We start from the raw sequence: 19,746 nt of genomic DNA, 5'->3' as shown, positions 1-19,746 counted from the left end.
GACCCCGGTGAGCGGCGAGGTCTACGGCACTCAGCGCCCGCGCAAAAAGCGATGGGGACGGCGGCTGCTGATCACGTTCATCGTGTTCCTGGTCCTCGTCCTCGGCCTGCTGGTGGTGCTCGACCGGTTCGCGGCCGGCTATGCCGAGCGCACCATCGGCGACAGGGTTTCCGAGCAGATCGCCGACCAGAACGCGACCAGCGAGAAGCCGGACGTCACCATCGAGGGCGTCCCGTTCCTGACCCAGGTGCTCGACGGCAACTACCAGGAGATCCGCATCCAGGTCGCCGACCTGAGCGGCCCGGCCGGCAACAACCGTACGGTCCGGGTGGCGAACCTGGACGTGCGGGCGCACGACGTGAACGCGCCGCTCGACACGATCCGCAGCGGCACCGGCGACATCGTGGCGCAAACGGTCACCGGCACCGGCACCATCGACTATCCCCAGCTCGCCGAGCTCATCGGCCAGCCCGGGCTCCAGCTCAGCGAAAAGGACGGCAAGCTGGTCGGCAGCGCGCCCCTGCAGGCGCTCGGCCAGACGTTCAACGTCTCGGGCACGGCCACGGTCGCCGTACGCAACGGCATCGTGCAGGTGCGGTTCGCCGACGTGACCGCGGCCGAGCTGCCCAACGTGCCGATCGTCCGCAATCTGGTCAACGCGTACGTGCAGAAACTGTCGGTCGACCTGAGGGTGCCCGAGCTTCCGCTCAAACTGGCCGTGCAGAAGGTCGAGCCCCGGCCCGACGGGCTCCAGTTCACCGCCGGGGCCGACAACGTGTCACTCAACGCGGGCGGACTGTGACCCCGGCCATGTTCCCGGATCGTGGTCGTCTCTGTTACCGGCACGTGAACCGCTGGTAGGGTCCGTTCTCATGAGCCCGTTGCTCACCAAGAGGCGTGCGGTCGACCTGTGCCGCATGGCCGCCTGCCTGTGTCGCCCTGTCATCTGACGGGGCCACCTGTGCTGAGCACCTTTTAGCTCCCCGCCGGCAGTGCAGCCGGTTTCGTGGCTTCGTCGCACGACAGCTCGAGATCCTTCTCCATCTCCAATGGGTCCCGCGCGCGGTGCGACAGCAAACTCCGTGCGCTGACTCTCCCCCATCTCTCACCTCACAGGGAGTGAACCGATGAGTCGCGACACCGCACTCGTCTCGGCCGACTGGGCCGAGCAGAACCTCAACACCCCGGGCGTCGTCTTCGTCGAGGTCGACGAGGACACCACCGCCTACGACGGCGGCCACATCCCCGGCGCCATCAAGATCGACTGGAAGCAGGACCTGCAGGACCCCGTACGCCGTGACTTCGTCAACCAGGAGCAGTTCTCCGCTCTGCTCTCCGAGCGCGGCATCTCCAACGACGACGTCGTGGTGCTCTACGGCGGCAACAACAACTGGTTCGCCGCGTACGCGTACTGGTACTTCAAGCTGTACGGCCACGACCAGGTGAAACTGCTCGACGGCGGCCGCAAGAAGTGGGAGCTCGACGCCCGCGCGTACACCAAGGACGTGCCGGTCCGCGAGAAGACGACCTACCAGGCCTCCGCGCCCGACCTGTCCATCCGCGCCTTCCGCGACGAGGTCGTGCAGGCCATCGGCGTGAAGAACCTCGTCGACGTGCGCAGCCCCGACGAGTTCGCCGGCCGCCTGCTGGCCCCCGCCCACCTGCCGCAGGAGCAGTCGCAGCGGGCCGGCCACATCCCGACCGCGATCAGCGTGCCGTGGAGCAAGGCCGCCAACGAGGACGGCACCTTCAAGTCCGACGAGGAACTCGCCAAGATCTACGGCGAGGCCGGCCTCGACGGCAGCAAGGACACCATCGCGTACTGCCGGATCGGCGAGCGCTCCTCGCACACCTGGTTCGTGCTCAAGGAGCTCCTCGGCCAGCAGAACGTCAAGAACTACGACGGTTCCTGGACGGAGTACGGCTCGCTCATCGGCGTCCCGATCGCCCTCGGCGACGAACCCGGGAAGGCGTGACCATGACTTCTCCGAACACCACCGCGGCCGGTTGCGCCGCTCCCGACCAGTCGGCTCCCATCCCGGCCTCGGTCGACCTCAATCGCGAGACGGTGCTGACCGGCATCGTGCAGAACGCCGAGGGTGAGGCGGTCGGCGGCGCGTACGTGCGGCTGCTCGACGCCAGCGGCGAGTTCACCGCCGAAGTGGTCTCCTCGCCCGAGGGCGTGTTCCGCTTCTTCGCGGCACCGGGCTCGTGGACACTGCGTGCCCTGTCCCGCAGCGGCAACGGCGAGGCCGTCGTCGACGCCACGGTCGGCGTCAACGAGGTCGCGCTGGCCGTCTCGCCGGCCTGATCCTCCACTCTGCTCACGCTCTGTTCGGGCGGGCCTTCCTTGCCGGGGAGGCCCGCCCTTTGCGTTGCCGCTTCACCGCGGGCGGCCGTCCCACCTCCACGACGTGAGGCGGGGACGACCGGGCAACTCGGCTCGGCCGGTCGACCAGCGCAGGGCTGACCACGGGTCGATGTCGGCGGGCGCTTCGGGGAACAGCCGGGTCAGCGCGGCGGCGCACAGGTCGGCAGGCGGTTCCCATCCCGTCACGTCGTACGTGTGGACCAGCACCTCGACCACCCCCATGGCGGCGAAACCGCTCGGGTCGGACGCGCCGAAAGTGTGGTACGACAGCCGGTCGGGCGGGGCGGTGGCGACCATTCCAGCCAGCAGGCCGCCCGACGACTCGAGGACCTGGAGCAGAGCGGCGGGGCCCTCGGCCGATTCGACGAACACGGTCAGGGCGGGGCCGCCCTCCCGGCGGTACTGCCAGCCGTACGGGACGTGGGTGGCCACCGACGGCTGCGCCGGGGTGAGCTGGACCGCGTACGCAAAAAGGTCGTCAGCCATGTGCTCGACGGTCTCCCAGCATGTCCAGCTGAGATCTCCGGCTTTGGCGTGCCAGTCGTCGGCGCCGAGCTTCTCGAGCTCGACGAGAGCCAGCCGCACCACGCGCATCACGTCATCAGCATTCACGACGCGACTCTGCGGGGTGGGCGGCGGCCGGGCAACCGAATTCGGCAGCCCCGCCCCGCTTGATCAGCTTCCGGCGTCGCCGGCGCAGCTTGATCGCCCACCTCTGCGGGCTTGTCGACTGCCTCGGCAGCTTTCTCAGGTGGCGTGATCAACTGTTGCCGGCGCCGCCGCTGACGACGACGGCAGTCGGCGGGACCTCGGGGCGGCGGCGGGCCAGGCGGCGGACGCCGGTGTTGAGAACGGCGATCAACGGCACGGCGACCAGCGCGCCGATGATGCCGGCCAGCACGACACCCGAGGCGATGCCGATGATCACGGCCAGCGGGTGGATGGCGACGGCCCGGCCCATGATCAACGGCTGCAGGATGTGGCCCTCGACCTGCTGCACCAGGATCACCGCGCCCAGCACGATCAGCGCGATCACCCAGCCCTGGTCGACCAGCGCCACCAGCACGGCGACCGCCCCCGACACGCTCGCGCCGACGATCGGGATGAACGCGCCCAGAAAGACCAGGGCGGCCAGCGGGAACGGGAACGGGATGTCCAGGACCACCAGCGCGATGCCGATGCCGACGGCGTCGATGAAGGCCACCAGCACGGTGGCGCGGACGTAGGCGCCGAGCGTGGCCCACGACGCGTCACCGGCGTCGGCGATCGACCAGCGGGCGTTCACGGGGAACAGGCGTACGACGAAACGCCAGATCTTGCGGCCGTCGCGCAGGAAGAAGAACGTGGAGAAGAGCACCAGCAGCATGCCGGTGAGCACCTCGAACACCGTCGCCGCGGTGGCGATGCCGGTCGACGTGAGCGACGCGCTGTGCGTGTTGATCCACTCCTGCGCGTTGTCGATGGCCTGGTTGACCTGGTCGTCCGAGAGGTGCAGGGGCCCGGTCTTGGCCCACTCCTGAATCTGCCGGACACCCGCGGTGGCGTTCTGGGTCAACTGCGGCAGGCCGTCGAGGAACTGGTTCGTGACCAGGGTGAGCGTGCCCGCGACGGCGGCCAGGCCGCAGATCAGCACGAGGAAGGTGGCCAGCGAGGCCGGCAGGCGCAGCCGCCGCAGCCAGCTGACGGCCGGGCTGAGCAGAGCCGAGAGAAGCAGGGCGACCGCCAGCGGGATGACGACCACGCTGATGATGCCGATGAAGCGCAACAGCGCCCAGCCGACCAGGCCGACGACGATGAGCCGCCAGCCCCAGGCCGCGGCGATCCGCAGCGAGTGCGGCACCTCGGCGTCGTCCCGGCTGGTGGTCGAGTTGTGCCCGTCGTCCGGCTCGGGCGGCGGCGGAGCGAAATCAACCTCGCTGTCCGGTTCCGGACCGGAATCCTCGCGGGCGAGGCGCACCGACTCCCGCCCCGTCTGATAGGCACGCTTCAGGTTGTCCCGGACTCGCTGCAACCGGCTCACCGCTCCAACCTAGTCTCCGGGCGCTCCCCCACGGTGGCCGCCACGACGGGCGGCGTACCGTCTGCAATCGTGAGCACCGACACCCGAACCGAGAGCGGATTGCCGATCCGGATGCTGCACGACCGCGTGCTGGTCCGGCAGGACGGCGGCGAGGGCGAGCGCCGGTCGAGCGCGGGCATCGTCATCCCCGCGACCGCCTCGATGGGCCGCAGGCTGTCGTGGGCCACGGCGGTCGGCGTCGGGCCGAACGTGCGCTCGATAGTGGTGGGCGACCGGGTGCTTTTCGACCCCGACGACCGCTCCGAGGTCGAGCTCCACGGTCGCGAATATGTGCTGCTCCGCGAGCGTGACGTCCACGCCGTGGCGGCCAGCCGGGTCGAGCCGGACGGCACCGGCCTCTACCTCTGACCCACTCGGGGCGGCTCGTCCCCGATCGGGTGACTACGCTGGCTTCCATGGCCGACGTCTCGCCGGGTGGTACGCCCGACCCGCCCGCGCCCACCCTGGTCGAGGCCGGTTCGCTCGCCCCGGCGGCGCCCCCGCCCGAAGCCTCACCCGACACCTCGCCTGCCACTTCCCCCGCCACTTCGCTTTTCCACGACCCGGCGGCGATGCTGCCCGCGGCCACGCGCAAAACCGGCTGGCGACGCTGGCTGCCGATCGCCGGCGTGGTCGCGTTCCTGGCCGCCGGCTCCATCGGCATGCTGCTGTTCCTCGGCGTGGACATGGGCGGCACGAGCCTCGCCGTCGGCCTGACAGCGGCCGTCCTGCCCGTCCCGCTGCTGGTCGCCAGCTTCCTGTGGCTCGATCGCTACGAGCCCGAGCCGATCCGCTACCTGGCCTTCTGCTTCGCGTGGGGCGCCGCGATCGCCACCGCCGTGGCCCTGGTCGTCAACACCGGCGCGGCCGTCCTCTTCGACAAGATCGGCCTGCCCGACGCCCTGGTGGCCGTGCTGGTCGCCCCGTTCATCGAAGAGCTGATGAAGGCGGCCGGCCCGCTCCTGCTCTTCTGGCGGCGCCGCGTCGAGTGGTCCGGCATCACCGACGGCATCGTCTACTGCGGCCTGTCAGCGCTCGGCTTCGCCATGGTGGAAAACGTCCTGTACCTCGGCAAACACGGCTACGCGACGGGCGTCGAGGAGTACGGCCCGGCCACCGGCCTGCAGAACCTCTTCGCCATCTTCATCGTGCGCATCCTGTTCACCGGCTTCGCCCACCCGCTGTTCTCGGCCATGACCGGCATCGGCCTGGGCATCGCCGCCCGCTCCGGCGACCGCAAGGTGCGCTGGCTCGCCCCCATCGCCGGCCTGCTGCTCGCGATGATCCTGCACGGCACGTTCAACCTGCTGCCCACGCTCTCGGTGAGCCTCACCCAGCCCCTGATCATGCTGTACGGCTATCTCGGCTTCATGGTGCCGTTCTTCTTCGCCGTGGTCGGTTTCGCCATCGCGCTGCGCGCCTGGGAGGGCCGCCTCACCGAGCGGGTGCTTCCGTTCTATGTGAGCAGGGGCTGGTTCTCGCCACCCGAGGTGGCCGCGCTGGGCAGCCTGGGCCGCCGCTACTCGGCCCGCCAGTGGGCCCGCCGGGTCGCCGGCGAGGCAGGGCAAAAGGCGATGAAGAGCTTCCAGTTCGCCTCCACCCAGCTGGCCCTCCTGCGTGACGGCATGAACCGCGGCCTCGACCGCAAACCGGCCGACATCGACCGGGCCGCCGCCGAGGAACGACGCCTGCTCGCCGAGATCCTCGAATACCGAGCGGTCTTCACGGCCAAGGACCCGCAGGCGCCACAAGCCTTCTGGGACGGCCACAACTATCAGATCGCCTTCCCTGACGGCCTCACCCGCACCGTCCCACCGCCGGCCGAGCCGGTGGTCCCGCTCCCGATCAAGACCCCACAGCCCGCGTACGCCATGGGCTGGCCCCAGCCTGTCCATGGCACCCCGCCCTACGGTGCTCCCCCACCCCCGAACCCGTACGGCGTTGCGCCCGCCACCTACAACGCCCCCAACCCGTACGCTCCCTACTCCGCCGGCCCGCACCTCACCGCCCCGGGTTCCCCCAGCGCCACCCCAAGCCCGTACGGCGTTCCCAGCGGCCCTTACTACGCTCCCGGCGGCCCCTACGGCGCTCCCGGCCCGTACGGTGCTCCCTCCCGGCAGCACGGGGTTCCCGGCCAATACAGCGCTCCGCCCGGACAGCTCGGCGTCCCAGCTCAGCCCAGCGCCGCTCCGGACCAGTACAACGCCTCCGGCCAGCCCAGCCAATACAACGCCGCGGGCCGGCCCAGCGCCCCTCCCAGCCCATACAGCACCCCTGGCCAGCCCAGCGCCAGCGCCGCTCCGGGCCTGTACAGCGCTCCTCCCGGGCCCTATGGCGGCTATGTCCCGCACCCCGGATACGTCCCGCTGCCTCCCGGATACGTCCCGCCGGCCCCGAGCTACGGATGGCCCCAACCCGGCCAGGCTCCCCACCCGGCCCAGCAGGCGTCACACCCCAGCTATCCACCCCAGCCGCCCTACAGCGCGCCGCCGGGCTACGCCCCCGCACAGCCCGGCTGGGGCACCCCGCAGGGCAGCCAACCGGGCTACGCCGCCCACCCCGATTATGCCCAGCAGCCCAGCCCGGGCCCGCAACCGAGCCAGAACCCGCCGCCGGGCACCCCAGCTCAAACAGGCGAAAGCAGCCAGCCCGGCCACGACACCCCACCGGCGCCCGGCGCACAACCCGATCAACCCGTCACCCCGACGGCGGGTGAAGAGAACCCGCCACAGCAGCCGTAGGTCACGTGGGCGGGTGGCCCAGCCCCGAGCGCGTCGCCTGTTTTCGCCGACCGGAATGCGGCCGCCCGTGCCACCCCACCGCCCGTCGAACCAGCCGCGGCGCCTCGGCATAGTCGACGCCACTGGCCCGCAGCAGGTCGGTCGCGGTGGTCCGGATCTGTGCCACGATCACCCCGCCGGAGAATCCCACCCCCTCGTCGTACGCCTTCCCGCACTCCGCCGCCGCCCGCAGCGCCCGCTCCCGGGCAGCCACCGGCTCCACACCTCTGGCCCACTCCTGACGCAGCAGGTCGTCGGCATCCCCGAGCAGGCCGACCGACACCGGCAACACCGCGGGAATCGTCTCGTCGTCCCCCAACGCCGTATCGGCGCGCCGGCTCATCACGCGGCAGTTCCTGAGGGCGTACGTGATGTGGTTGGCCCCGTCTACGTAAAGCGCGAGCGCACCCCGATTGCGCCAACGGGCCGGCGCGAAGGCCACGTTCTCGCGGGCCGCGGTGACTGCGGCCGAGAACGCGGCGAACGTCGCCTCGGCGGCCCGCAGCCGGGCCAGCGCGTCCTCAATCGTGGCGCGGTCCCGTTCGGCCATTCCGTCGCTGATCCGGTGCAACCCGTCGGCCAGCGCCCGCAGCGCGGGATCGGCCGCCCGCCGCACGACGTTCAGCGGGTTGAGCGGCAGCAACAACGTCATCACGGCCAGCCCCACACCCCCGCCGACCAGCGCGTCGAAGAACCTCGTCCAGGGCAGACCGGTGCTCGACGTCAGGGTCGCGACCAGCACCGCCGACGACGCCGACTGCACCACCAGCGGGGTGCCGCCGCCCACCCCCGTCGCCACCAGCACCGCCAGCAGCACGATCAGGCCGATCTGCCAGGGCCCGCTGCCGATCAGCAGGATGATCGTGTCCCCGATACCGATGCCGATCGCCACCCCGAGGACAAGCTCGGCCGTACGCCGCACCCGCTGCCCCACCGACGACGCCAGCGTGATCACCGCGGCGATCGGCGCGAAGAATGGACTCGGCTGCTCGATGACGTCGTTCGCGATGAACCAGGCGATGCCCGCCGCCACGCCGGCCTGCAGGGCGAGGGCAAGCCCGTGACGCATCCGCCGAAGCCCGTCGAGGAACCGGCCACGCGCCCGCACCACAGTGCGCGTGACTCGCCCCTCGGACTCCGCTTCGGTCATGCCCAAACCCTAGGACTTCCGCTTCTCCGGCGCGCGGTCCCGACTCCGTCCTGTGGATAACTTCGACCCCTGTGGACATCCAAAACCGCCCCGCCTTTTCCCCGTAGAGTGGGAGCCAGGGACGGAGGCCCCCGGTTGGGGTGGGCTACAGGGCCGGGTGGGCTACAGGGCCGAGCGGGCCACAGGGCCAAGCGGGCCACAGGGCCACAGGGCCACAGGGCCAAGCGGGCCACAGGGCCCGGAACGTGTCAAGGGAATGAGGCCAACGGGAGTTAAGCGGCTTGGCGTTCGGGCTGGGTTTGCAGGTCGGGCCGGTTGATCCAGACCTGGTCGGGCAGGTCGAGGATCTTGGGCAGTGGCCGGTCGGTGCCGAACCGTTCCGGGTGGGCGGTGCGGGCCGCGGCGAGGGTGTCCTCGCGGCCGGCGCGGATCTGGTGGTGGCGGCTGTGGTGGACGTCGGCGGGGGTGTGCAGGCCGATCCCGGAATGCCGGTGGGCGTGGTTGTACCAGGTCACGAACTGGGCCATGAAGGTCCGGGCGTCCGCGAGGGTCGCGAAGCGGTGCGGGAAGACCGGCGCGTATTTGAGCGTCTTGAACCAGGCCTCGCTGTACGGGTTGTCGTTCGAGGTCTTCGGCCGTGAGTGTGAGCGGGTCACTTGAAGGTCTTCGAGCAGGTCAGCCACCGATTTCGAGGTCATCGAGGTGCCCCGGTCGGCGTGGACCACGTGCGGGACGCCGTGGGCGCCGAATACCTCACGCATCATGCTCTCGGCCAGCGGACCCGATTCGCGGGCGTGCACCCGTGCGCCGACGATGTACCGGGAGTAGATGTCGATCATCACGTACGCGTCGAAGTAGACGCCCTTGACCGGTCCGGCGAGTTTCGTGATGTCCCAGCTGTAGACCTGCCGGGGTGCGTCGGCGACCAGCTCGGGACGTGTCCGGGCCGGGTGCCGGGCCTGCCGGCGCCGCTCCCGGACCTGCTCGTGCTCACGCATGATCCGGTACATGGTGGCGATCGAGCCCACGTAGACACCCTGGTCCAGCAGTGCCGCGTAGATCTGCGCCGGGGCGGCATCGACGAACTCCGGACTGTTCAACAACCGCAGCACCCGCTCGCGCTCGGCCGTAGTGAGCGCGTTCGCCGGTGCCTGCCGGGCCGGCCCGACCGGTGTCGGGCGGCGCCGGTCGCGGTCCGCGCTGGACCGGGCGATCCCGGTCAGCCGTTCCGCCTCCCGCGTCGTGATCTTCACACTGGTCAGCTGGTGGTAGGTGTCCATCAGCGCTTGCCGAGCCCGAACACGTCCGGACCGTCCGGCTCGCTCCTGGAGATGTCCTCCAAGAGCTCGCGCGCTTTTCCCATGATCGTCAACGCCGTCTCCGTCCGCGCCAGCTTCGCCTGCGCCAACTCCAGCTCCCGCCGCAGCCGGGCGATCTCGGCCTGCTCCGCCGACGGCCGCCCGACGGTCTCACCAGCGGGTTTACCCTGCAACAGCCCGGCGTCACGAGCCCGGCGCCACTCCGACATCAACGACGAGTACAAGCCCTCCCGCCGCAGGAACGCCCCGCCCTCACCGGCCTCCACGGCCTGCTCGTAGCGGGTCAGCAGGTCCAGCTTCTGTCCCGGCGTGAAGTTCCGGCGGGCCCGCGGCCCGCCCGCACGCGGTCCCTTCTTGCGACTCATGACCCCATCCTGGGCCACGACCATGTCAACAGCAGTAGTCAACGCTCTCAATCCTGAACTCGCCCTGTCCGGCGGACTTGCTATGAACCGCTGGCCTCAACTCACCCTGACAGACAGGGCAAGCGGGCCACAGGGCCAAGCGGGCCACAGGGCCAAGCGGGCCACAGGGCCAAGCGGGCCACAGGGCCAAGCGGGCCACAGGGCCAAGCGGGCCACAGGGCCAAGCGGGCCACAGGGCCAAGCGGGCCACAGGGCCGGCCGGCCGCCGGAGGATCAGCCGCGTGCCGGTGTCAGGATTGCGGGCGTGGAAAGACTTGTGGAACGGTTTTCCGAGGCCGCCCGCGCGGCCGGTGCGACCGTGGACGACGCGGATCTGGGCGCCGCCGCCGGGTATTTGATCGCCAGCTGGTCCGAGCCGCAGCGGCAGTATCACACCGTCGATCACTTGACGGCTGTGCTTGACGTGATTGACCGGTTTGCCGAGTTGGCTGCTCATCCGGAGCGGGTCCGGCTGGCCGCCTGGATGCATGACGCCGTCTATGACCCGCGGGCCCTGGGTGACGCCAATGAGCGGGACAGCGCCGAATTCGCCGAGGGTCTGCTGCAGACGCTCGGGGTGCCCGCCGACACCGCCTGCGAGGTTGCCCGCCTGGTCAGCTTGACCGCCGGCCACGCCACCGAGGAGGACGACCCGGACGGCGAGTTGCTCTGCGACGCCGATCTGGCCGTGCTCGCGGGCGATGACGAGGCCTACGCGCAGTACACCGCGAAGATCCGCCGGGAGTACGCGCACGTCCCGGACGACGATTTCAAGGCCGGCCGCGCCCAGGTGCTCAAGGCGCTGCTCGAGCTGCCCTCGATCTATCGCCTGGCCCCGCTGCGGGAGCAGTGGGAGGACCGGGCCCGGGCCAACCTCACCAGGGAACTCAACGGAGACGGCTGAGACAGGTCAGATGGGACAGGTCAACGGAGACGGCTGAGGTGTTTGGGCCGCCGCAACCCGGCCGCCCGCAGCCGCCACGCCAACTCCCGCGACGGCAGCAGGGTTGCCCCCAACCAGACGGCGCTACGGAACCGCGTATCCGGAATGTCGTAATGGTCCCGGTCGAACCCTCGCCGCGGCGCGCCCAGCATCTCGGCGAAAACGTGCAGTTCCTCGTACGAGAGATCGCTGACCAGATGCGACCAGAGCCGGCCCCGAGCCGGCCACAGCGGCGCGTCAACAAGGATCAAAGGTCGACCTGCAGCAGGTCGACCCCACGGTCGGCCGCGAAGCCCCGTACGTCCGGCGCCCCCAGCCGGGCCGCGTCGGCCGCCGCGTCGTCGGGCATCGTCTGGGACTGCCGTTCGGCGGCGACCCGGGCCAGGTAGTGCTCGATCTCGCGCTCGCGCACCGCCTTGTCCCAGCCCAGCGCGTCCCCCATCACCGCCGCCGCGTGGGCCGCCGATTCGCTGCCGCGGTGCGGGGTCTCGAACGAGATCCGTGTACGCCGGGTCAGCACGTCGTCGAGGTGCAGGGCGCCTTCGGCGAGGGCCGCGTACGCCACCTCGGCCGCCAGGTATTCCGGCGCGCCGGTGAGCGGGGCCGCCAGCTCCGGATCCGCCTTGATCATGGCGAGCAGATGGACGGCCAGCGTGCCGTACCGCTCGAGGAGATGCTCGACCACCCCGGCGGTGACGCCGTGGCGCCGCGCCGTGTCCTGCCGGTCGCGCCAGGCGGAGTGGTATCCGTCAGCGCCCAGCAGGGGCAGATCGGCCGTACGGGACGGCAGCGAGGCCCCGCCCAGACGCCGCACGGCCCGGTCGATCACGTCGGCCGCCATCACCCGGTACGTCGTGTACTTGCCGCCCGCCACCAGCAGCAGGCCCAGCATCGGTTCGACCACCGCGTGCTCGCGCGACAGTTTCGAGGTCGAGTCGGCCTCGCCGGAGAGCAGCGGCCGCAGCCCGGCGTAGACGCCCTCGATGTCGTCGGTCGTCAACGGCCGGTCGAGCACCTCGTTGACCTGGTCGAGCAGGTACCGGATGTCGCGCGCGGAGGCGGCCGGGTGGGAACGGTCGAGTTTCCAGTCGGTGTCGGTGGTGCCGATGATCCAGTGGCCGCCCCACGGGATGACGAACAGCACCGAGGTGGGCGTGCGCAGAATGAGCCCCGCCTCACCGGTGATGGCCGAGCGGGGCACCACCAGGTGAACGCCCTTCGAGGCGCGAACCCGCAGCCCGGGGCGGACGCCGACATCGCGCAGCATCTGGGACATGTCGTCGCTCCACACCCCCGTGGCGGCCACGACCGTACGGGCCCTGACCTCGAACTCGGGTGAGTCGGGAGCTTCCAGGTCGCGCACGCGGACACCGACCACCTCGCGGGCCTCACGCACGAAACCGACGACCCGGGCGCTGGTGACCACGGCCGCGCCCAGGCTGGCCGCCGTACGGGCCAGCGTGACCACCAGGCGGGCGTCGTCGACCTGGCCGTCGTAGTACCGGATCGCGCCGCTGACCGTGTCGGCCCGCAGGCTCGGGAACAGGTGCCGGGCGCCGTCGCGGGACAGGTGCTTGTGCAGCGGCATGCCCCGGCCGGCGCCGAAGACGCCGGCGAACACGTCGTACGCCGCCACCCCGAGCCCGTAGTACGCCCGGCGGCCGGCTCGGGCGGCCGGGTTGCCCGCGGGCAGCGGCACCAGGATCGGCACCGGCCGCACCAGGTGGGGCGCCAGCCGGGTGGAGAGCAGGCCCCGCTCGGTCAGCGCCTCGTGCACCAGGTGCAGTTCGAGCTGTTCCAGGTAACGCAGGCCGCCGTGGATCAGCTTGCTGGAGCGGCTGGACGTGCCGGCCGCGAGGTCACGCGCCTCGACCAGGGCAACCTTGAGGCCCCGGGAGGCGGCGTCCAGGGCGGCGCCGGCGCCGGTTACCCCGCCGCCGATGACGAGGACGTCGAACTGCTCGCCACGCAGGCGCCGCAGATCGGCCACCCGTCGGATCGGGGAGAGCCGGCCGGCCGTGTAACGGGAAACGGAGGGTTCGCGCACCCGTCTTACGTTAGCGCTCGGAGACACCGGGCCGCCGCACAGCCGGTGACGCACATGAAAGAGAGGGCGGGCCGCCAGGCGACCCACCCTCTCTTCGTGTTGCTATGACTGGACTCAGAAGTCCATGTCACCGCCGCCCGGGGCGCCGGCCGGAGCCGGGGTCTTCTCGGGCTTGTCGGCCACGACGGCCTCGGTGGTGAGGAACAGCGCGGCGATCGACGCGGCGTTCTGCAGCGCCGAGCGGGTGACCTTGGCCGGGTCGATGATGCCCGCGGCCAGCAGGTCGACGTACTCGCCGGTCGCGGCGTTGAGGCCGTGACCCGCGTCGAGGTTGCGCACCTTCTCCACCACGACGCCGCCCTCGAGGCCGGCGTTCACGGCGATCTGACGCAGCGGGGCGTCGAGCGCGACCTTGACGATGTTCGCGCCGGTCGCCTCGTCGCCGACCAGGTCGAGCTTGTCGAACGCGGTCTTGCCGGCCTGCACCAGCGCGACGCCACCACCGGGGACGATGCCCTCCTCGACGGCCGCCTTCGCGTTGCGAACAGCGTCCTCGATGCGGTGCTTGCGCTCCTTGAGCTCGACCTCGGTGGCCGCGCCGACCTTGATGACCGCAACACCGCCGGCCAGCTTGGCCAGGCGCTCCTGCAGCTTCTCGCGGTCGTAGTCGGAGTCCGACTTCTCGATCTCGGCGCGGATCTGGTTGACCCGGCCCTGGATCTGCTCGGCGTTGCCCGCGCCGTCGACGATGGTGGTCTCGTCCTTGGTGATGACGACCTTGCGGGCCTGGCCCAGCAGGCTCAGGTCGGCGTTCTCCAGCTTGAGGCCGACCTCTTCGCTGATGACGGCGCCACCGGTGAGGATGGCGATGTCCTCCAGCATGGCCTTGCGACGGTCACCGAAGCCGGGGGCCTTGACGGCGACCGACTTGAAGGTGCCACGGACCTTGTTGACGACCAGGGTGGCCAGGGCCTCGCCCTCGACGTCCTCGGCGATGATGACGAGCGGCTTGCCGCCCTGCATGACCTTCTCGAGGACGGGGAGCAGGTCCTTGACCGCGGAGATCTTGCTGTTCGCGATCAGGATGTAGGGGTCGTCGAAGACGGCCTCCATGCGCTCGGCGTCGGTCATGAAGTAGGCCGACACGAAGCCCTTGTCGAAGCGCATGCCCTCGGTGAGCTCGAGCTCGAGGCCGAAGGTGTTGCTCTCCTCGACGGTGATGACGCCTTCCTTGCCGACCTTGTCCATGGCCTCGGCGATGATCTCGCCGACCGTGGAGTCACCGGCGGAGATGGAGGCAGTCGAAGCGATCTGCTCCTTGGTCTCCACGTCCTTGGAGATCTGGGTCAGACCCTCGGAAACGCTGGCCACGGCCGCCTCGATGCCCCGCTTGAGGGCCATCGGGTTGGCGCCGGCGGCAACGTTGCGCAGGCCCTCACGAACCAGCGCCTGGGCGAGGACGGTCGCCGTCGTCGTGCCGTCACCGGCGACGTCGTCGGTCTTCTTGGCGACCTCCTTGACCAGCTCAGCGCCGATCTTCTCGTAGGGGTCCTCGAGCTCGATCTCCTTGGCGATCGACACACCATCGTTGGTGATGGTGGGAGCGCCCCACTTCTTCTCGAGCACGACGTTGCGGCCCTTGGGGCCGAGCGTCACCTTGACGGCGTCGGCGAGCTGGTTCATGCCCCGCTCGAGGCCGCGACGAGCTTCCTCGTCAAATGCGATGATCTTGGCCATACGGCTTTGTCCTCCTGGACATTCGAGGTGCCGGGCCGCGTGGCCCCGCCCCCGCACGTGTGCGGAACTCTGCGGACGTCACCACCTGGCGATGTGACGTCCTCAGGCCGAGCCGGATAGCCCGCGACGACCGGCCCCGTGCCCCGGCGCCGATGGCGACGCCGCGACCGAGACCCCACCGTCCCGACCTGCTTGGCACTCACCAGTCGCGAGTGCCAATGACTTGTTTAGCACTCTGAGGGTGCGAGTGCAAGGAAACCCCGGCCCCGGGAGGTGGTCACTCCTCCGGGGCGTCCAGCTCCGCGAACATCGAACGGCTGGTCACCGGTTCGACCGCGCGGCGGGCCTGTGCGTACGTCACCAGCGCGGCGATCGCCCAGAGCTGAACCAGCAGCACCCCGGCCACCGTCGCGGCCACCCCGCCCAGGGCGTGCTCGACCAGGCGGGGCGCCACCGCCACCGCGGCCGCCGCGACCAGCAGCCCGGCCGGGCGGGAGTGGGCGAGCAGGTGGGTCGCGCGCCGGGGGCCGCGCCCGCGCTCGACCACCACGACACAGCCGAGCAGGCCGCCGAACGTCAGCGCGACCGTCGACCCGATCGCGAACACGACCGTGACCAGGCCGCCCGCCGAACCCACCTGTTCCTCGGTCAGCAGCACCGGAAGGCCGCCGCTGAGCAGGCCGAACCCGGCGAACCAGAGCCAGAGGGCCCGCAGCCGCATCGACACCAGCGACCACACCCGGCGAGGGCGGGGCCGGCGTCCCTCGGCCGCCGCGGGCAGAGCCACCCCGACGACGCCGGCCAGGCTCAGCACGAGCGGCAGCGCGGACACCGCCAGGTAGGCCAGCCACATGGCCGGGAGCAGCAGCAGGCCGAACCCGCCGACCAGCTCGGCCAGCGCGGGAGCGGCCACGATCGTGTCGTCGACGCGGCCGACGAAGAAGTGCATGGGCAGCGCGGTCAGCAGCATCACCGGGACCAGGTGGGCCGCGTGCCGCCCGGCGACCCGGCCGAACCGGCGGGCCCACTGGCCGAACCCGGGCCCGGCCACGATCGGGTCGACCACCCCGGGCACGTCCGGAGGCACATCACGCCGCCAGCTCAGGTCGGCTGTACGCCCCTCGGGGTCGAAGGGGTCGGCGGCGGCCACCACCGGTTCCTCGACCACGAAGATGTGCGACTCGACCGGCTCCACCGGGACACCTTGCCCCAGCACCGGGCCGTCCCGCCACCCCGTCCGATTCCCGGCAACCCGCTTGCCGCCCCGGCCCGGTGAAGGTAGTGAAGACGCCATGAGCTGGAACGTGCACCGGGTACGCCCTCAGGACGCGGCCCGGATGCGCGCGCTGCGGCTCGAGATGCTCGCCGACAGCCCTCTCGCCTTCCTCGAGACGCTGGCCCAGGCCGCCGAGCGGTCACACGCCTCCTATCGGCAGCGGGTCGTGCAGGCGTCCCGGGGTGACAGCCTGGCCCAGTTCGTGGCCGACCCGGGTGAGGGCGAGCGGCTGATCGGGCACGCGGGCGGCACGATCTCCCCCGACTTCCCCGGCGAGACGGTGATCTTCGCCGTGTACGTGACGCCGGCTCACCGCGGCGGCAAGGTGGTGGCCGACCTGATCGAGGCGGTGGCCGCGTGGTCGACCTCGGCCGGGCGCCTGAAGACGCTGCTCGAGGTGGTCGTCGGCAACAATCGCGCGCTCCGGGCGTACGAGAAATTGGGCTTCACCGACACCGGCGAGCGCGTGCCCCACCCGGTGATCCCCGCGTTGACCGAGCTGCGTATGCGCCGGAGCGTGTGACGGCCGTGCGACACGTGACCAGGGGCGTCCTCACCGCGCTGAACGGCACCACGGGGACAGGGCTGCTGGTCGCGCTGATCACCCGGGCCAAGATCCGGCGGGGCCGCCACGGGGTGCTGATCGCCGAGGGCTACCGCCTGCCGATCCCGCCCGCGTCCTGCTTCACGGTCGGGTCCGTGATCATCACCCGGCGCAGCGCCTCGTGGCTGCTCGACGAGCAGCGTCGTGAGCTGTTCGACCACGAGCACCGCCACGCCGCGCAGTATGCGCTGCTCGGGCCGCTGTTCTGGCCCGCCTACTGGGTCGCCTGCGGCTATTCGTACGCGACGACCGGCTCGTGGGGCGCCCGCAACGTCTTCGAGCGCAGGGCCGGACTGGAGGCGGGCGGCTACCCCACCGACCTCCCGCTGCGGCCGTGGCTCGCGCGGCTCAAAGGTCCTTCTGCCACTCGATCCAATCGTCGACCGCCCGGAAGCCCATCGCCCGGTTGACCTTGAGCATGTACGTGTTCTCGGCCGCGTTGAAGGTGTCGATCGCCTCCAGGGCGGGCCTGTGCCCGTGTACGAAGTCGAGGTTCTCCAGCTTGACCAGCAGACCGAGCCGGTGGCCGCGGTGGCCGGGGTCGACGATCGTGGTGCTCTGCCAGGCGTGGGAGGGGTGGCCGAGGTCGACGTTGATCCACGTCCAGGCGGCGAGCCGATCGCCGAGCAGCGCGCCGGTCTGATAGCTGAGGCGGCCGCGTTTCTGCCGTGCGAGCTCGCCGTCACGGATGCGGGCGGCGTCCATCTTCTCCGGTTCAAGGGTGAGATCACCGCTGGGGGCGTCGGCGTTGAGCCGTCCCTCCAGATAGGCCACGCCGTCGATCAGGTCGTCCGGCGGCACGCCCAGCCAGCTCCGCAGGGTGTAGCCGGCGGCGTGTTTCTCGGCCTCGGCCCGCAGCCCGGCCAGCAGCGTGGGGTCGAGCGCGGTGACGTCGAGCCGGCTGCGGATCTCGGCCAGGCCCGGCTTGGCCCCGGCGGCCTCGGCGAACGCCCGGCCGTCCGGATGCCGGTCGACGGTTGACGCCTGGATGTGTTTGCGGTTGTGCGCGGCGGCCCGTTCGGCGGCCACGTCGAGAAGCGCCCGGCCCACGCCCTGCCTGCGGTGACCGGGCAGCACGAGCAACTCGGCCCAGACCACGTCCAGATTGTCCAGCTGGGGGAACTCGAGCACGAGCAACCCGACCGGCTCGCCGTCGAGATAACCCAGATGTCGCTCGAACGTCACTGCGGGTGGCGGATTGTCTAGGATCTTGAGGTAATTTTCCCGGCTCTGGAATGGAATGTCGGGACAGTCATGATGTGCTGTCGCGGCGGCGATGTCGTAGGCGATCTCGGGAGTCTGCAGTGGCCCGGCAGATACACGCATGCCCGCCACCCTTGCGGGCGACGGCCATGAACGCCAACGATTTATGGAGCAAGCATTTGGTCGGGAGGACGGACGCACAGCGCCTCCGGCACTGGGTCGTTGGGTCCCTCGAGAGATTGTCGCCAAGCTCGAAGGTGAGGGGCCACGTACGGCGCCGCGCCCTCCCGCAGAGAGCATCCTGCCGATCCCGCGACCACCGCGCAAGTCCTCGCGCGATGGAATTCTCACTGGATGGCAGATTGCCGATTACCCAGAGTTATCCCAGCAGGCCGGCCGCGCGTGCGCCCCGCAGCGACGGCTTGATCCGGTGGGTCGGCCCGACGAGCTCGCTGATCGCGTCCAGCGTCTTGAGACCCTCGCCGGTGTTGTAGACGACCGTCTCTTTCTCGGGGTCGAGCTTGCCGCTCTCGACCAGCTTCTTGAGCACCGCGACGGTCGTGCCGCCCGCGGTCTCGGCGAAGACCCCGGTGGTCTCGGCCAGCAGCCGGATGCCGGCCCGGATCTCGTCGTCGTCGGCGTGGTCCATCCAGCCGCCGGTCCGCCGTACGGCCTCGATCGCGTACGCCCCGGCAGCCGGGTCGCCGATGTTGAGCGACTTCGCGATGCCGGTCGGCTTGACCGGGGTGATCTCGTCGGTGTCGTTGTGCAGCGCCGTGGCGATCGGGTTGCACCCGGCCGACTGCGCGCCGAAGACCGTCCAGCCGCCCTCGGGCGCCTCGCACAGGCCGATCTCGACCAGCTCGGAGAACGCCTTGTCGACCTTGGTGAGCAGTTCGCCCGAGGCCATCGGGATGACCACCTGGGCCGGGATGCGCCAGCCGAGCTGCTCGGCGACCTCGTAGCCCAGGGTCTTGGAGCCCTCGGCGTAGAACGGCCGCACGTTGACGTTGACGAACGCGGTGTCCTCGAACTCGTCGGTCTCGACCAGCTCGCCGCAGAGCCGGTTCACGTCGTCGTACGAGCCCTCGATGGCCACCAGCTCGCCGCCGTAGACCGCGGTCGTGACGACCTTGCCCTGCTCCAGGTCGTACGGGATGAAGACGATGCTGGGCACCCCGGCGCGAGAGGCGTGCGCGGCGACCGAGTTGGCCAGGTTGCCGGTGGAGGCACAGGCGAAGCGGGTGAAGCCGAGGCCGCGCGCGGCGGTCAGCGCGACCGAGACGACCCTGTCCTTGAACGAGTGCGTCGGGTTGGCCGAGTCGTCCTTGACCCACAGCGGCGCGCGCAGGCCCACCGCCGCGGCCAGGGCGGGCGCGCTGATCAGCGGGGTCAGGCCGGGGTCGAGACTGACCCGGGTGGCCGGGTCCTGACCGGCGGGCAGCAGACCGGCGTACCGCCAGATGTTCTGCGGTCCGGCCTCGATCTGCTCACGGGTGACCCGCGCCAGCAGGGCGGGGTCGTAGGCCACCTCGAGCGGACCGAAACACTCGTAACACGCGTGCTGCGCGACCAGCGGGTATTGCGCGCCGCAGGCACGGCAGACCAGGCCCGTGGCGGGTGAGACCGAGGTGGCAATGGGTGCGTTGACGGTAGACGTCATCGAGGCCTTTCCTCTCATCTTTCCCCATGAAGGGGACGGAATTAGCACCTGCCGCGCGCGGCCTCGTCGTCGAGACTGCACGGTGGTTGCCGGGGCTTCACAGGGCCGTGTCCCTCTGCCCCTCTGGATGAGGTATTCAGTTGTTGTTTCCCACACCTTACGACGAGATGGCGCGAATCGGCGCGTGAGA

General features: G+C 70.6%; 19 protein-coding genes and 1 riboswitch. Of the genes, 9 read left to right on the top strand and 10 right to left on the bottom strand.

Going from position 1 to position 19,746, the window contains the following annotated elements; all coding sequences use genetic code 11:
• Positions 1-7: 7 nt before the first annotated feature.
• The 4 genes from C8E87_RS18215 to C8E87_RS18205 all read left to right on the top strand — a co-directional run bounded on the left by C8E87_RS18215 (position 8) and on the right by C8E87_RS18205 (position 2,311).
• A complete protein-coding gene (locus tag C8E87_RS18215; protein ID WP_239079777.1) occupies positions 8-802 on the top strand; it encodes an LmeA family phospholipid-binding protein in 795 nt (264 codons plus the stop codon).
• Positions 803-872: 70 nt separating this feature from the next.
• On the top strand, positions 873-950 hold the full coding sequence (locus C8E87_RS46650) for an Ms5788A family Cys-rich leader peptide (RefSeq protein ID WP_322112171.1): 78 nt from the start codon (positions 873-875) through the stop codon (positions 948-950).
• Positions 951-1,127: 177 nt separating this feature from the next.
• Positions 1,128-1,976, top strand: coding sequence for a sulfurtransferase (locus C8E87_RS18210; RefSeq protein ID WP_133874199.1), 849 nt, complete (start codon positions 1,128-1,130; stop codon positions 1,974-1,976).
• A 2-nt stretch (positions 1,977-1,978) separates the two neighbouring features.
• Positions 1,979-2,311 (top strand): DUF1416 domain-containing protein, encoded by a 333-nt coding sequence (locus C8E87_RS18205; protein WP_133874198.1) that lies wholly within the window; start codon positions 1,979-1,981, stop codon positions 2,309-2,311.
• A 72-nt stretch (positions 2,312-2,383) separates the two neighbouring features.
• On the opposite strand, the gene C8E87_RS18200 is transcribed toward C8E87_RS18205, so the two are convergent.
• Both C8E87_RS18200 and C8E87_RS18195 read right to left on the bottom strand, forming a co-directional pair.
• The gene (locus C8E87_RS18200) at positions 2,384-2,983 is read right to left on the bottom strand and encodes a maleylpyruvate isomerase N-terminal domain-containing protein (RefSeq protein WP_203720402.1); all 600 of its coding nucleotides are present in this window, start codon (positions 2,981-2,983) and stop codon (positions 2,384-2,386) included.
• A gap of 148 nt (positions 2,984-3,131) precedes the next feature.
• Complete coding sequence (locus tag C8E87_RS18195) at positions 3,132-4,382, bottom strand: AI-2E family transporter (protein WP_133876914.1); 1,251 nt, start codon at positions 4,380-4,382, stop codon at positions 3,132-3,134.
• A 120-nt stretch (positions 4,383-4,502) separates the two neighbouring features.
• Between C8E87_RS18195 and C8E87_RS18190 the strand changes: the two genes are divergently transcribed.
• The gene (locus tag C8E87_RS18190) at positions 4,503-4,799 is read left to right on the top strand and encodes a GroES family chaperonin (RefSeq protein ID WP_133876913.1); all 297 of its coding nucleotides are present in this window, start codon (positions 4,503-4,505) and stop codon (positions 4,797-4,799) included.
• 47 nt (positions 4,800-4,846) lie between these two features.
• Complete coding sequence (locus tag C8E87_RS46940) at positions 4,847-7,171, top strand: PrsW family intramembrane metalloprotease (RefSeq protein ID WP_438866073.1); 2,325 nt, start codon at positions 4,847-4,849, stop codon at positions 7,169-7,171.
• A 1-nt stretch (position 7,172) separates the two neighbouring features.
• Here C8E87_RS46940 and C8E87_RS18175 read toward each other — a convergent pair whose 3' ends face one another.
• Positions 7,173-8,360, bottom strand: a complete 1,188-nt coding sequence (locus tag C8E87_RS18175; RefSeq protein ID WP_133874197.1) for an FUSC family protein — start codon at positions 8,358-8,360, stop codon at positions 7,173-7,175.
• 272 nt (positions 8,361-8,632) lie between these two features.
• Positions 8,633-10,068, bottom strand: a protein-coding gene (locus C8E87_RS18170; protein WP_438866173.1) for an IS3 family transposase whose coding sequence is annotated in 2 segments (ribosomal slippage) — positions 8,633-9,711 and positions 9,711-10,068 — 1,437 coding nt in all. Because the reading frame shifts where the segments join, the coding sequence is not laid out codon by codon here.
• Between the two features lie 280 nt (positions 10,069-10,348).
• On the opposite strand from C8E87_RS18170, the gene C8E87_RS18165 reads away from it, so the two are divergent.
• Positions 10,349-10,987, top strand: coding sequence for an HD domain-containing protein (locus C8E87_RS18165; protein WP_133876912.1), 639 nt, complete (start codon positions 10,349-10,351; stop codon positions 10,985-10,987).
• A gap of 20 nt (positions 10,988-11,007) precedes the next feature.
• Here the strand turns inward: C8E87_RS18165 and C8E87_RS18160 are convergent, their stop codons facing one another.
• The 4 genes from C8E87_RS18160 to C8E87_RS18145 all read right to left on the bottom strand — a co-directional run bounded on the left by C8E87_RS18160 (position 11,008) and on the right by C8E87_RS18145 (position 16,005).
• Entirely contained in the window at positions 11,008-11,277 is a 270-nt protein-coding gene (locus tag C8E87_RS18160; protein WP_133874196.1) for a DUF4031 domain-containing protein, read from the bottom strand.
• Positions 11,274-13,073 (bottom strand): glycerol-3-phosphate dehydrogenase/oxidase, encoded by a 1,800-nt coding sequence (locus C8E87_RS18155; RefSeq protein ID WP_133874195.1) that lies wholly within the window; start codon positions 13,071-13,073, stop codon positions 11,274-11,276. The genes C8E87_RS18160 and C8E87_RS18155 overlap by 4 nt, the downstream gene beginning before the upstream one ends.
• A 114-nt stretch (positions 13,074-13,187) precedes the next feature.
• Positions 13,188-14,810 (bottom strand): chaperonin GroEL, encoded by a 1,623-nt coding sequence (groL, locus tag C8E87_RS18150; protein WP_133874194.1) that lies wholly within the window; start codon positions 14,808-14,810, stop codon positions 13,188-13,190.
• Between the two features lie 277 nt (positions 14,811-15,087).
• Entirely contained in the window at positions 15,088-16,005 is a 918-nt protein-coding gene (locus C8E87_RS18145; RefSeq protein WP_133874193.1) for a hypothetical protein, read from the bottom strand.
• A 97-nt stretch (positions 16,006-16,102) separates the two neighbouring features.
• Between C8E87_RS18145 and C8E87_RS18140 the strand changes: the two genes are divergently transcribed.
• Positions 16,103-16,609, top strand: a complete 507-nt coding sequence (locus C8E87_RS18140) for a GNAT family N-acetyltransferase (protein WP_133874192.1) — start codon at positions 16,103-16,105, stop codon at positions 16,607-16,609.
• A gap of 14 nt (positions 16,610-16,623) precedes the next feature.
• Positions 16,624-17,100, top strand: coding sequence for a hypothetical protein (locus tag C8E87_RS18135; RefSeq protein WP_239080561.1), 477 nt, complete (start codon positions 16,624-16,626; stop codon positions 17,098-17,100).
• Here C8E87_RS18135 and C8E87_RS18130 read toward each other — a convergent pair.
• Both C8E87_RS18130 and thrC read right to left on the bottom strand, forming a co-directional pair.
• Positions 17,039-18,016: a GNAT family N-acetyltransferase gene (locus C8E87_RS18130; RefSeq protein WP_166661186.1), complete on the bottom strand. Its 978-nt coding sequence runs from the start codon at positions 18,014-18,016 to the stop codon at positions 17,039-17,041. The two genes, C8E87_RS18135 and C8E87_RS18130, sit on opposite strands and share 62 nt — an antisense overlap.
• A gap of 256 nt (positions 18,017-18,272) precedes the next feature.
• A complete protein-coding gene (thrC, locus tag C8E87_RS18125; RefSeq protein WP_133874189.1) occupies positions 18,273-19,556 on the bottom strand; it encodes a threonine synthase in 1,284 nt (427 codons plus the stop codon).
• An 11-nt stretch (positions 19,557-19,567) separates the two neighbouring features.
• Positions 19,568-19,690: riboswitch (SAM riboswitch) on the bottom strand.
• Positions 19,691-19,746: the final 56 nt, after the last annotated feature.

Source organism: Paractinoplanes brasiliensis (assembly GCF_004362215.1).
Classification (GTDB): Bacteria; Actinomycetota; Actinomycetes; order Mycobacteriales; family Micromonosporaceae; genus Actinoplanes; species Actinoplanes brasiliensis.
Note: the sequence above shows the minus strand (reverse complement) of the source record. Positions and strands in the feature narration are given on the sequence as shown.